General features: G+C 51.3%; 13 protein-coding genes. 6 read left to right on the top strand and 7 right to left on the bottom strand.

The window, feature by feature from the left end; translation table 11 throughout:
- Positions 1-2 precede the first annotated feature (2 nt).
- The 5 genes from KIS30_02865 (at position 3) to KIS30_02885 (ending at position 6,256) form a co-directional block, all read left to right on the top strand.
- On the top strand, positions 3-830 hold the full coding sequence (locus KIS30_02865) for a hypothetical protein (protein MBX8645684.1): 828 nt from the start codon (positions 3-5) through the stop codon (positions 828-830).
- 226 nt (positions 831-1,056) lie between these two features.
- Positions 1,057-1,554, top strand: coding sequence for an acyl-CoA thioesterase (locus KIS30_02870; GenBank protein MBX8645685.1), 498 nt, complete (start codon positions 1,057-1,059; stop codon positions 1,552-1,554).
- A gap of 34 nt (positions 1,555-1,588) precedes the next feature.
- A complete protein-coding gene (locus KIS30_02875; GenBank protein ID MBX8645686.1) occupies positions 1,589-2,932 on the top strand; it encodes a hypothetical protein in 1,344 nt (447 codons plus the stop codon).
- Between the two features lie 435 nt (positions 2,933-3,367).
- Positions 3,368-5,512 carry a thioredoxin domain-containing protein gene (locus KIS30_02880; protein MBX8645687.1) on the top strand — a complete coding sequence of 715 codons (2,145 nt, stop codon included), beginning with the start codon at positions 3,368-3,370 and terminating at the stop codon, positions 5,510-5,512.
- Positions 5,513-5,722: 210 nt separating this feature from the next.
- Positions 5,723-6,256, top strand: coding sequence for a DinB family protein (locus KIS30_02885; protein MBX8645688.1), 534 nt, complete (start codon positions 5,723-5,725; stop codon positions 6,254-6,256).
- 133 nt (positions 6,257-6,389) lie between these two features.
- Here the strand turns inward: KIS30_02885 and KIS30_02890 are convergent, their stop codons facing one another.
- The 5 genes from KIS30_02890 to thrC all read right to left on the bottom strand — a co-directional run bounded on the left by KIS30_02890 (position 6,390) and on the right by thrC (position 9,271).
- Positions 6,390-6,917 (bottom strand): DUF664 domain-containing protein, encoded by a 528-nt coding sequence (locus tag KIS30_02890; GenBank protein MBX8645689.1) that lies wholly within the window; start codon positions 6,915-6,917, stop codon positions 6,390-6,392.
- Between the two features lie 29 nt (positions 6,918-6,946).
- Positions 6,947-7,339 (bottom strand): VOC family protein, encoded by a 393-nt coding sequence (locus tag KIS30_02895; GenBank protein MBX8645690.1) that lies wholly within the window; start codon positions 7,337-7,339, stop codon positions 6,947-6,949.
- A gap of 157 nt (positions 7,340-7,496) precedes the next feature.
- Complete coding sequence (locus KIS30_02900; protein ID MBX8645691.1) at positions 7,497-7,640, bottom strand: hypothetical protein; 144 nt, start codon at positions 7,638-7,640, stop codon at positions 7,497-7,499.
- A gap of 64 nt (positions 7,641-7,704) precedes the next feature.
- Positions 7,705-7,983: a MoaD/ThiS family protein gene (locus KIS30_02905; protein MBX8645692.1), complete on the bottom strand. Its 279-nt coding sequence runs from the start codon at positions 7,981-7,983 to the stop codon at positions 7,705-7,707.
- A gap of 4 nt (positions 7,984-7,987) precedes the next feature.
- Positions 7,988-9,271, bottom strand: coding sequence for a threonine synthase (gene thrC, locus KIS30_02910; protein ID MBX8645693.1), 1,284 nt, complete (start codon positions 9,269-9,271; stop codon positions 7,988-7,990).
- Positions 9,272-9,500: 229 nt separating this feature from the next.
- On the opposite strand from thrC, the gene KIS30_02915 reads away from it, so the two are divergent.
- A complete protein-coding gene (locus tag KIS30_02915) occupies positions 9,501-10,064 on the top strand; it encodes a CBS domain-containing protein (protein ID MBX8645694.1) in 564 nt (187 codons plus the stop codon).
- Between the two features lie 60 nt (positions 10,065-10,124).
- Here the strand turns inward: KIS30_02915 and KIS30_02920 are convergent, their stop codons facing one another.
- On the bottom strand, positions 10,125-11,378 hold the full coding sequence (locus tag KIS30_02920) for a Glu/Leu/Phe/Val dehydrogenase (GenBank protein MBX8645695.1): 1,254 nt from the start codon (positions 11,376-11,378) through the stop codon (positions 10,125-10,127).
- A gap of 242 nt (positions 11,379-11,620) precedes the next feature.
- Complete coding sequence (locus KIS30_02925) at positions 11,621-12,250, bottom strand: hypothetical protein (protein MBX8645696.1); 630 nt, start codon at positions 12,248-12,250, stop codon at positions 11,621-11,623.
- Between the last annotated feature and the right edge of the window lie 219 nt (positions 12,251-12,469).

The raw sequence follows: 12,469 nt of genomic DNA on the forward strand, positions 1-12,469 counted from the left end.
GGATGATGCAATCTGTCAGTTATTCAGGACCAGACGGCATTCTCTATCTCTCCGATGCAGAACATGTTCTCGGGCAGATGGAACCTGCGAGCATAGATATGATATACGTCGATCCTCCTTTTTTCAGCAACAGGATCATCAGGCATCCTCCCCACACGCATCCGGGTGAAGCTTCATTCAATGACCAGTGGGACAGCATGGCCGCCTATGTCTCATGGCTCTCCAGTTTACTTCGCCTGAGCCGCCGGGCACTCTCAGACACCGGTTCGATATTCGTGCATCTCGACTGGCATGCCTGCCACTACATAAAAGTGGAAATGGACAGGATATTCGGTTATGAAAATTTCATAAACGAAATAATCTGGTTCTACAAGACCGGCGGAGCGGGCAGGAGGAACTTCAGCCGGAAACACGACAACATATTGTTCTACTCAAAGGGCACTAAATATCGCTTCACGCAGGGCACAGAGAGATCGTACCTCAAGTACAAGTACGGTTTCTCGAACATAGACATACAACACGATGAAAACGGATACTATACGGAAGTTTTACAGAGGGACGTGTGGGATATCCCAGCACTCCGTGGAAATCAGCCTGAGAATACTCATTATCCTACACAGAAACCCGAATCTGTCGTGGAAAGAATGTTAAAAGCTACGACCTGCGAAGACAGCACTGTGGCGGATTTTTTCTGTGGGAGCGGGACGCTGCCGGCTGTAGCGGCAAGAACCGGCCGGAGATGGATAGCTTGCGACTCGTCTCCGCAGGCATTCGATGTGTCAAGAAAGAGGCTCTCCGCTGTATACGGCAGTCACTGGATGAAGTTATGACATCCTCAAGCGAGTCCCGGACTCTCTTCAATTCCGCTCGACGTTTACTGATTTTACTGGAACGGTCACGGAACACCGGTACGGTTTTCCACTTGGGATCTTGCGCTCCTTCCACCTGCACGAATCCCGACATGTCAGGCCCTTCTGGTTCCTCCGCAGGTGAGCGTGACCACGTTGCTGCTCGTTTTTATAAAGCCGAAGCTGATCGGTGTTAATGCTGATACAGATGCAAACCAGTAGCAAGAAGATTTCGGACAGCGCATCAAGCATCTCGCGTGTGATGATGCCGACGGATGCGAACATAGCCGGAAACGTGTTCGGCGGAACAATACTGAAAATGATAGATGAAGTGTCGGGACTCGTTGCTCTCCGTCATTGCAATTCTAATGTTGTGACAGCCTCAATCGAGCACATGGATTTCCTCTATCCAGTGCACATAGGCGATTTGCTTACCCTGGATGCAAAACTGACTTACGTCGGAAAAAGTTCGATGGAGGTGATGGTCAACGTGACGGCCGAGAATCTGCTTACCGGAGACTCGCATCACGCCGGCGACTCTCTAGTAACACTGGTAGCACTGGATCGTGACGGTCATCCAAGGCCCGTCCCGAGACTTGTTCTCGTCAGCGATCAGGAACGTAAGACATTTGCCGAGGGTGAGGAGAGGCGCAAAAGGCGGACAGAACGCGCAATAAAGAGGGAGAGCGGGCAGAAAACCTCCTAGAGGTTGTTTGAACTAAGATTCAGGCGCTGACAAGATGTCTGAAGATAAGGAATTCCCGCTTGATGAAAAGGACTACAGATCGCTTCTGAATGCAGGTGGAAGAAAAGCGCTCATTGCTGCCCGACATGCATTTGCGAGGTTTGGTTTCAGGTCAAATTTCATGATGGTAGCAGACAGTCTTCTCTCTTTAGAGTACCCGCAGGGGGACAGTTTTTCGCCTGTAAGGACACTCCATCATTCAAAGCACATCAACTCCCATCTGGCCGGCATCAATACTCAGCTGCCTGTCCTTCACGCTGTGATGATGTCATCCGGACGCAGTGTATCGACCACCGCAGGACGTGCGGGCTCCTCCCTAACTTCCACACAGCTTGTCTTTGAGATGCTCAAGGCAATCGATGACGGTGGAAGGAACAGGGCCTGCAGCATCGCAATGGAGCTCGCATCGCGCGGCAAATATGAGTTGCTCGTGGACACTCTCAGAGAAGAGACAGTCAGACGATATTCCTATTCATTTACGCCTTCTATTCTGTTGAATGCCATAAGGTGCATTGTTTCTGGAAACGGTTTCACTGAAGGTGCGGCCCGCGTCGCCGCTTCCGCAGTGACAGGCGCGGGTATCTCACCGGATGCTGTGAATGCCACAAAGGCGCTGAAGTACGCCGGTGTTTCCACCGATAGAGCCGCAGAGAACGATCATTTTCCTGACGGCGACATCGACCAGAGAGTCGCGGCATCCATCAGGAGCGGCATTCCGGAGATGGCGCTTCGCGTCATTGCGGATGAACTGAACAAAGGCGTCAGTCCGCGCTGTATTCTAAACACGATCTGTCTCGAAGCGTTGCTCAACTCTGCCGGGTCGGAGAAAAAATCCACTTACGAGTTCATCGTTCAAAACTCTTCATCCATCATTGAGTCCATCGTTTTCTCAGGCGTGGTAAAGTCTGCGGATATAATCGAAATGATGACCATCGCGTCTCACCTGTCTCAGATTTACACCGCCCGCGATACCGCCTCTCCTGTCACCGAAAACAGCCGCCAGTGGAGTGTTGATGAAGCTGTGTCTATGTTTGAGAACGGAGATCCTTCCGCGCTCATCGGCATTCTTTACAGCAAGGGCGGGGATTCAGAGTTCACACGTATTTCCACATATGTTGCGGAGCTTGTTGTTACGTGCGATCAGACCGGACTGTACTCCGAGTCCCTGTGTCATTGTTCATCCTCAATGCTATGCGGATCGCTGCTGGATTCAAGCGCAAGTCGTGCCGCCTCTCTTCGTGAATGCGTGTCATATCTCTCTGCTTTGAGGAAACGCGGAGCCGAATGCAACAACACCGTCAGTTCCACCGTGCATGACGAGGTTGAGTCATCAACGTGAATTTTACACGGCACATCATGCTGCGTGTTGCATCAACATATGATTCGGGTGCGCTGTAAAAGTCAATTCCACGAGTCGGATGGTTCGATCGAGCGATCAGGATCGTAATGAAGACTCAAAACGTCGTCGCGTTTCATAGCGAAATTTTATTTGCATGAATGTATATGTACCCTCTGGAGTGATGCTTTTTGCCCGCTAAGAAAAAGGCAAAGACTGCAAAAAAGGCAAAAAAGGGAAAGAAGTAGAGGCCTGAATGTTTGAAGGGCTAAACGCTCTTCCCTTCTTTTTTTCATTTCCCGATTTGCAAGACACAAAATTTTTAATTTTTTTAAAATCCATGGCACACGCACACGATTTTTTGCACCATTTGGACTGTTGAAAATCTGTTTTCCGACTACAATAATGCTATCTACGTGCGTATTCAATCTTCGATACATGCCATCCGCGGCTAAACGTCAAAACAGGCTGGAAGGGGAACACAGCACATATCTCAGTCATGCGGCCAATCAGCGTGTCGACTGGTTTCCCTGGTGCGACGAGGCATTCAGCAGGGCCAGAGAGCAGAAGAAGCCTATTCTTCTCGACATCGGCGCCTCGTGGTGCCACTGGTGTCATGTGATGGACGACGGCACATATGAGCATGAGTCAGTTGCGGAGAGGATCAATCGGCATTTTGTTGCAATAAAGGTAGACAGGGACGAACGACCGGACATCGATGCGAGATATCAGAAAGCAGTGAATGCGATGACCGGTCAGGGCGGATGGCCGCTGACTGTTTTCATGGACGACGACGGGAGACCGTTTTACGGCGGCACGTATTTTCCGCCGGAATCCTCCGGCGGGATGCCGGGATTCCTGGAAGTCCTCGATAAGGTCAGCTCATATTATTCAGAAAGCGGCAGCGACGCCAGGGAAGTCGGAAGGCGTGTTGCGGCAGCCATCATGGAGGATAAAGCGCAACCACCCGGTGACGTGAAATCGTCTGTCGTCTCTGCAGCTCTTCATCGTATGGTCGAGGAGGCAGATGCCGCAAACGGCGGTTTCGGACATGCTCCTAAATTTCCGCATACTGCCGCGATGGAGTTCCTGATGGCGCAGATGAGCAGGGGTGAAACCGAAGCTGTCCCGGTGATCCTCATGACGCTCAACAGGATGCAGTCCGGCGGTATTCACGATCAGATAGGTGGCGGTTTTCACAGGTATTCTACGGACCATGCATGGATAGTGCCGCATTTTGAGAAGATGACTTATGACAACGCTGGTCTCATCCGCAACTACCTGCATGGATATCAGATTTTTCATGACGAAGAATACAGGAAGACTGCCGACGGCATTGCGGCTTTCTTCGTCAACACGCTTTATGGAGATAACGGTTTTTTCGCGAGTCAGGATGCCGACGCTTTTCCCGGAGACGACGGCGACTTCTGGACATGGACACCAGCAGAACTCTCCGAGGCTGCAACCGGAAGGGAGAGAGAGGCTGCTGCGCTCCATTTTCACATCCGCGGTGCGGCCGAAATGCACGGGAGAAGAGACAGACATGTGCTCTACAGAGCCATGGATGCAGTTGAAGTGGCTGAAAGCATGTCGCTCGGGAAAGACGAAACACAGAAATTGATTTCCTCGGCAATGGAAAAAATGCTCGAAGCGAGAAAACGCCGACCTGTGCCCAGTGTCGACAGAACGGTGTATTCAAACTGGAATGGAATGGCTATCAGCTCGCTTTACGAATATGCGCGAACATTTCTTAACGAGGACATTGCGTCAAAATGCAGGCTTGCCGTAGACGCTGCGTTAGCATCTTCGTTCGACGAGGAGCAAGGTTTCCTGCATACGGTCGGTGGCAATCGCGCGGTGCATGGTCTGCTGGAGGATCAGGTCCACATGGGCCACGCGCTGCTGGATGCTTTTTGTTATCATGGCGTTCCTGCGTATATTTCCGCCGCGAAATCAGTTGCCGAAATCATTGTTCTCGATTATGCTCTTCCCTCCGGCGCACTGAATGATATCGACCGGAGAGTCGAGGCACAAAAAAATACCGGCCTTCACTCTTCTGATAATGTGCAGTTATTCGATTCACCCTGCGCCTCTCCAAATGCAAGTGCATCTTTATTCCTCCAGCGGATTGCATCGATTACGGGCGATTCAACGTTCGATCGTCATGCAGCGGGAATACTAATGTATTCAGTGCCGAGATGCGCTGGTTCAGGGACTTATGCGGGTGCAATGTTTCAGGCCATGGATATGCAGTTGAACGGCATACCTCAGATTGTCATAGCCGGGGATGCGTCATCTCCGGGATTCATGGAGCTCAGGCGGGCTGCCGGTGCCGCGTATCTTCCTGGAAAAGAAGTGATTTGCGTCGACACCACTTCTTCCGCCGCTCCACAATTTTCGGACACCGTCAATGCAATGATACTCAAGTCTGCTTCTTCAGGCCGGGCGATAGCATTCCTCTGCACGGGAAAGACGTGTTCCGCTCCTGCGGACAACGCCACCGAGCTTCTCAGGCGTATTCATGATGCTCAATCGTCGAGGATACCTCCGTTTTCAAACGGTGGAGTGAAGCCGCATCAATGATTTAGCACGCTATCCTGCACACAACGCCGCGTGAATCCATTCTGAGTCACGATTCCTGCAGGGAATGTGTGGGAATGGAATCGAACGCTCTTCCGGCAATAGGCTGTTTCTGTCAGCTTGCTCAGGCAGATTTGAGTTGGAGAATGGCAAAGTGAAAAGGCTGAACTCATACGGAGCATTGCTCATGAATTCGAAATAGGCAGTGGTGACATGTCTGAGGTAGAGTGGATAAGGAAGTGGTACGATTACAACGCATTCGTCCGACAGAGATATCTGGAAACGCTGTCGAAGCTCCCGCCGGAGGAGTTGACGCGGGATCGGGGAGCATCGTTTCCGACATTGCTCGACATCTTCGCTCATTCACTGGGAGGCACCGAAACATGGATTGTCAGAATGTCGGCGCTGAACAGCAAACCGTTCAAACCATTCGACGGCCCGGACGACCTTTCTCTGGACGACATCCGTCAATATGATAAGTCAGTTCAGGAACAGGTCATACGTTTCTTCTCGAGGCTCACTGATAGAGACCTCGACCGGACATATCTGGTTCCGAAACTTCCACCGTGGTGGGACGAAGATTTCACGACGTCGATTCGTTCAACTCTCCTGCATGTTATTGAGCATGAGTTGCAGCATCGCGGAGAGCTGAACGCTCTGTTGTGGCAAATCAATGTGGAACCGCCTATCACGAACTGGCGCGACTTTGGGCAAATGCATACAGACCCGTCGAGCGCGAAAGAGTAAACCGGCAGGTTGGAGCACAGATCGGACTGCAGATGAATCCGATTAACGTTATCAGGGTGTCTGTAAAGCAAATTGATGTGATGCCAGGATCTTGCCTGAACCAAGCAAACCTTGCTGTCACTAGTGAAGCGGTTCACTCTGCAAGATTACTGCTGAACCAGGCGCGTGTCGGAGCATCAACGTCCATTTGCCAGAAGAGGGCATTCATTTCGCCGCGATGCTGCAGTTCTTCTTCGACCATGTGCCAGATGATGGTTCTCAGGTTGACCTTCATTTCGAACGGTTTTCCATTCCCTGCAACACCGCGGATAACATAACTCTCGTTCAATTTCTCCGCTGTTAATGACTCTGCGAGCTGCCTGCTGACTTCAGCGATGCGGCTGATATGCTTTCGGATTTGCGACTCCGAAATGCGTCCTTTGATCTCGGTGTGCGTTTCCTGGTGATTCTGCGGCACGCTTTCGAACCACCAGATGTTGTTGTCAATAATGTGAAGAAAGATGTCCTGGATGGACGGAAACGATGCGCCCCTGTCTTTCAATCGATCGGATTCTGGCAGCAGGAAAAGCGTATCCATGTATCCGGTCCGTGTCTCCACCAGCCATTCTATCCAGGCCCGGGCCAGTGTCACTTCATCGATTTTCTTTACTTCGGAAGACATAATTCACCTCATTGCAGCGAGTCGGACAGTTACTTTGGGAAATGCGATATTTCCCACAGGTTCCCCTCCGGATCTTCAAAGAATGCGAATCTCTGGCCGTTGCTCCTGGATGCAGGCGGCTGCAGGAACCGCACGCCTTTCTTACGTAATTCCTCGTACGCGCGATCTGTGTCCTCAAGGAACACTGCAAAGTAGTTTCGCTGGATGAGGTTTTCCCCCGGTCTTACGCGATCCACTGGAATCTCCCCTGCAAGTCCTTCCGCGGAAATCAACGCAACACCAGGGCCGCCTTTGCCGAAAGTGAGATACGCGAACTCGTCCGAAAGCTCCTGCTGTTTCAATCCGATAATATCTCTGTAAAATTCGGCACACTTCCTGACATCTCTGACTGTCAGAGCATAAGCGTTGAAATGATCAATCACGGAATCCCCCCATGATGCGGCGGGTAATCGGCGGCCTGTCGCACCTGATTTCGAAATTGCAACCGGCTATAATATCATATCTGGACGGCCGGCGGCACTCAGGGCGGCTGATTTAAAATCCACGCGTCCGGCTCATGCGTTCTTCACGATTCGTTTTTCAGTCATTGAGGGTGGCTTCGCAGAGCTTCCCTCTGTCCCAGCGCAGTCCCCTTCCCTCGGCGCAGTCTCTGCAGAGAATCACAAAGCCGCCGGGACTCATGAGATCGCTGAACTTCTTTAAGTCAATCAGCTCAACTGGCATCTGGCACTCTGCGCATTGCATTCAGATCGTATCGCATTAGGCTGGACAGGCTAATTAACTTTGCTTATCCGCCTGACACCGCGGGCACAACATCCACCGTCGAATCACGCCTGACTGCGGTCTTCTCCCCTGCCAGAAATCTGATGTCCTTTCCGTCGACGTATACGTTGATGTAGCGTCTCAGCACGTTTCCATCCTGGTATATTCTTCTCCTGAATTCATCGCCGAAAATACCGCCGAGCTTTTCAAACAGCTTGTCAACTGATCCTTCAAAATCCAGCTCCAGCTCCCTGTTTCCTCTGGTAATGGACTGCATCGATGACGAGAAATTTACTGTTACCATTCAATCACACCGTTCCCGCATTGTAGCCGAAAATCGGCAGTACGTTTTCAATCTCCGCCTTAACCTCGTATGTGCTTCCGACGACGCCGCCTGTGAGGTGGGACGGCGTTTTGAGCCCGTTGCCCGTAATGAGGCACACGACCCTTTCATTTCCGCTTATGGTTCCGTCTTCAACCTTCCTTCTGAGGGAAGCGATGACAGTGCCGCCTGCAGGTTCGGTGAATATGCCCTCCTTCCTTGCGAGGAGCATCTGTCCTTCGATAATCTCGCTGTCCGATGGGGCGTCAGCAAAACCTCCGGTCTCTCTTATTATCGACAGTGCCTCCAGACCGGAAGCCGGATTGCCGATAGCCAGTGATTCGGCGACTGTATCGGGGTCGCGGACTGGTCTTATTATGTCGTCACCCCTCGCGTATGCATCGGCAACGGTGGAGCAACCCGAAGGCTGCGCTCCGGAAATTATGCAGTTCCCCTCGCTGATGCCGTATCGCCTGAACTCGTTGAGCCCTTTGTTCACTGCAGTCAGCAGTGCTCCGGATCCGATTGGCACTATCATCCTGTCCGGTTCTTCCCAGCCGAGCTGTTCGACGACCTCCATCGCCAGCGTCTTTGATCCTTCGACATAATACGGTCTGAGGTTGATGTTGACGAAGCCAATATTCAGCCTGTCTGTGATGAGATTTGAAATCCGGTTGGCGTCGTCGTATGTTCCTTCGACCGAAATCACTTTTGCGCCGTATGCCAGCGCAGACAGAATCTTGGTGCGATCCGTATCCGCCGGTATGATGACATAACAGGGAATGCGGTATCTTGCCGCGGCCGCCGCGGTAGCTCCTGCCAGATTGCCGGTCGATGCGCAGCCCACTCCGTCCAGTCCGAATTCGAGTATTTTGGGTATGGACACGGCTACCGGCCTGTCCTTGAATGAATAGGTGGGGTTGACGGTGTCATCCTTGATGAACAGTTCCCTAATACCTATCTCTTCCGCAAGATTTTTGCAATTCCTCAGTGGAGTGAGCCCGGGGTTAAGCCCGGCTCTCCCTGCCGCGGGATTAACGGGAAGAAGTGGCCAGTACCTCCAGATACTGGGCGGTCCTGCGCTTATGTTCTTTCTGCTCAGGGCAGCCTCCACTCTGTTCTCGTCATATCGTACCTCGAGCGGCGCAAAACATTCATCGCATGCATTTGACATTGAGAGGGGAAAGGATTTTCCGCATTCCTTGCAGAAGAGTCCCTTCGCAAGGTTGTCTGTTTTACCGTTCTCATTTGACTCGTGCGCTATCATCATTGCTTCTCATGTTGAACTTTAATAAAACCAATGTTGATACAAAAATTCGTAATAGAATATGTGTGATGCACGATTGTATGCATGCTGCGTGTCTGAAACGTGCCGTTCCGGAGTGCAATCATGGGAGTGACGAGAAATTCCCTGCATTCATCTTCTCCTTCTTCATGCACGCCGGCTGCGTCGGTGTATTCCAATATGAATTAATATGTGAATATCATTAGCAGCGGCGATGGCTTTTCCTGCAGTCACCGACATAAAGAAGATGCGAAAACAGCTAGATATGACGCAGAACGAACTGGCCAAAGCCTCGCAGGTGAGCCAGTCGACGATCGCAAAGCTGGAGAGAAACACTATCTCCGCTAGCTACGAGATAGTGACGAGGGTGTTTTCGGCTCTGGAAAATGAGGGAAAAGTGCGAAAGATAAAGAAAACAGCCAGGGATGTTCTCCATGCTTCGATAGTTACCGTAGCCAACCAGGCAACACTGGCAGAAGTCGGCGACATGATGAAAAAGCGCGGTTATTCACAGATGCCCGTAATGAACGGCGAGAGTGTGGTCGGAAGCATCTCCGAAGAGGCTATACTGGGCAAACTGAGACAGGGGTTGAGCATCGATGAACTGTCGGAAATAAAGGTGGAGGAAGTCATGAACGAGGCATACCCCGTCATTCCCGAAGAGACACCGGTCGAAACGGTTGCGACACTTCTGTATCACAGTTCCGCCGTGCTGGTGCAGCGGCGCGGAAAGATATGCGGGATCATAACCAAATCGGATCTGCTGAAGCTCATTTAGAGAAAAAGAGGTTAAAGTGTTTGTATTCTGCTGCTTCTGAAACCGAAGCCCGGTGCTCGTTCAGGGCCAGAGACCCCTCGCCATATGCGCGTCGACGACCTTCTTTACGGCGTATACATACGCGGCCGTCCTCATGTCAATGTTCTCCTTCTTCGAGATCGGGAGAATTCCCTCGTAAGCGCTTGTCATGACTCTCTCCAGTTTCTGGTTCACTTCCTCCAGAGACCAGAAGAAGCTCTGTATGTCCTGCACCCATTCGAAGTAGCTCACGGTTACTCCTCCTGCGTTTGCGAGAACGTCAGGCATGAGCAATACGCCGTTCTTGAAAAGTATCTCATCCGCTCTCGGCGTAGTCGGCCCGTTTGCTTCTTCCACAATCATCTTTGCCTTGATGGATGAGGCGTTCTTTTCTGTAATCTGGTTCTCAAGTGCCGCAGGTACAAGCATGTCAACGTCCAGCGTCAGCAGTTCCTCGTTGGAAATGCTCTTTGTTCCCGGGAAGTTGATGACTGAACCTGTCTTAGCCTTGTGCGCATCTAGCTTCTGTATGTCAAGTCCGTCCTTGCTGTAGATGCCACCCTTGCTGTCGCTCACCGCAACCACCTTTGAGCCAAGACCGCTGTTGAAGAGTCTCGCGCCTATTGCTCCCGCGTTTCCGTAGCCCTGGACAGCAACGGTTGCTTTCTTTGTGTCTATGCCTGCCGTCTTCGCTGCCGCCTTTGCAACATACATCGCGCCCCTTGCGGTGGCTTCACCACGCCCCTCGGAGCCGCCGACGCTCAGTGGTTTCCCGGTAACAACGCCCGGAACGGAATATCCCTTTATCATGCTGAATGTGTCCATCATCCATGCCATAGTCTGGGAATCGGTGTAGACATCCGGAGCAGGTATGTCCTTCTCAGGCCCGATTATAATGCTTATCTCGGACGTGTATCTCCTAGTGAGCCTTTCGAGCTCGTTTTGGCTCAGCTTCTTCGGATCGACGATTATTCCGCCCTTGGCGCCGCCAAACGGCAGATTCACAACGGCGGTTTTCCACGTCATCCATGCCGCAAGTGCCCTGACCTCGTTGAGCGTCACGTTCGGGTGATACCTTACCCCTCCCTTGCAGGGGCCGCGTGAATAGTTGTACTGCACACGGTATCCGGTAAAGACCCTCACCGTGTCATTATCCATCCTTACAGGGAAATTGACCGTGAGTTCCCTCTTTGGATGTGTCAGTATTTCCACCATGCCTGCATCCAGGTTCAGTATCTTTGCCGCTTTCTTTATCTGCGCTACTGCAATCTCAAACTGATCCAGTTGTTCAGCCATTTAATTACTTCCCGTTATTTCTGCACCACTTTGAAGTCCGACGGGTGCATTTAGCCATCAAAAGCATTGCTGTGATATTTTAAGCCTATCGATGTTACTTTTGAACAGTGTCATCCATGTTTTGCCCGCGGCAGTGACGGATATCCTGATACCGTTCTGCTTTTTCGAACGGAGAACGGTAAGTCCTGGCAGAATAGTAGCGCCGATGGGATGACCGTATTGAGTGAGCCTGAGAACCATCATTACCGAGTCATCGCACTCCAGTCCCTTTTAAGTATTTCCAGCAGGCCCGGTGTGATGATGACTTTCTCTTCCACCATCGGATAACCATAAGGCAGTTGAGTGCTGTGTACATCATCCCATTTAATCTCCACTTCTTCCGTTATTTCCAGTTCATCCAGCGAAGCACCGAGCAACAGCGCACGCGCAACAAAGACCGCGCTGTCTATGGTCATCTGTTTTTTTCCGAGATTTCTCGTTATATTTCTCTTCGGGTTGAATCTGCTTGTTATGTACTTCCTTGTTCTTCCTGATGGCCTGTCATGACCAAGTATCCCGCCGACGATGACATAGCTGTGTGTGAACAGTTCTGCTCGGGTCAGTTCCCTGTCAGCCTGATGGTCCAGTATTATGCATCCGCGGCCTCCCGTGTACTCAACGGCGTCGCTGCCCACGGTTTTTCCCAGGGCTGCAATACTCGTCTTCATGACAGGGTTCTGAACATTCGTGTATGTGAGGTTTGGCCATATCTCTTTACAGTGTGCATACTCGGCCATGAGCCAGTCTGAATATTCTGTCTCGCAGTTCTCAATCAGCATTTCAGGATACTTTCTAACTGCTCTTCGGGTGTTTCCGGAAGTCCTCCCCCGCATTACTGAGACAGCCTTCCGACTACCAGATGCGGCAGGCACAATGTCACCAGCTGCTGCGCGAGACGATATGCATAATCGGCAGGACTCGGAGTGAATGCGACGATAAAAAGGTGATTGTCAATATTGCCCGACGCACGATCCAAAAACGCGTGGAAGATGACGATTATCAACTGCTGTCACTTCTGTAAAAAAGGTTATTAATCGTATTGCGTGGTTGCT

It is taken from the genome of Candidatus Sysuiplasma acidicola (assembly GCA_019721035.1).
In the GTDB taxonomy this organism is placed as follows: domain Archaea; phylum Thermoplasmatota; class Thermoplasmata; order Sysuiplasmatales; family Sysuiplasmataceae; genus Sysuiplasma; species Sysuiplasma acidicola.

Coding starts and splice junctions, on each gene's coding strand:
- KIS30_02865 (MBX8645684.1), top strand. CDS start 3: ATGATGCAATCTGTCAGTTATTCAGGACCAGACGGCATTCTCTATCTC.
- KIS30_02870 (MBX8645685.1), top strand. CDS start 1,057: ATGCAAACCAGTAGCAAGAAGATTTCGGACAGCGCATCAAGCATCTCG.
- KIS30_02875 (MBX8645686.1), top strand. CDS start 1,589: ATGTCTGAAGATAAGGAATTCCCGCTTGATGAAAAGGACTACAGATCG.
- KIS30_02880 (MBX8645687.1), top strand. CDS start 3,368: ATGCCATCCGCGGCTAAACGTCAAAACAGGCTGGAAGGGGAACACAGC.
- KIS30_02885 (MBX8645688.1), top strand. CDS start 5,723: ATGTCTGAGGTAGAGTGGATAAGGAAGTGGTACGATTACAACGCATTC.
- KIS30_02890 (MBX8645689.1), bottom strand. CDS start 6,917: ATGTCTTCCGAAGTAAAGAAAATCGATGAAGTGACACTGGCCCGGGCC.
- KIS30_02900 (MBX8645691.1), bottom strand. CDS start 7,640: ATGCCAGTTGAGCTGATTGACTTAAAGAAGTTCAGCGATCTCATGAGT.
- KIS30_02905 (MBX8645692.1), bottom strand. CDS start 7,983: ATGGTAACAGTAAATTTCTCGTCATCGATGCAGTCCATTACCAGAGGA.
- thrC (MBX8645693.1), bottom strand. CDS start 9,271: ATGATGATAGCGCACGAGTCAAATGAGAACGGTAAAACAGACAACCTT.
- KIS30_02915 (MBX8645694.1), top strand. CDS start 9,501: ATGGCTTTTCCTGCAGTCACCGACATAAAGAAGATGCGAAAACAGCTA.
- KIS30_02920 (MBX8645695.1), bottom strand. CDS start 11,378: ATGGCTGAACAACTGGATCAGTTTGAGATTGCAGTAGCGCAGATAAAG.
- KIS30_02925 (MBX8645696.1), bottom strand. CDS start 12,250: ATGCGGGGGAGGACTTCCGGAAACACCCGAAGAGCAGTTAGAAAGTAT.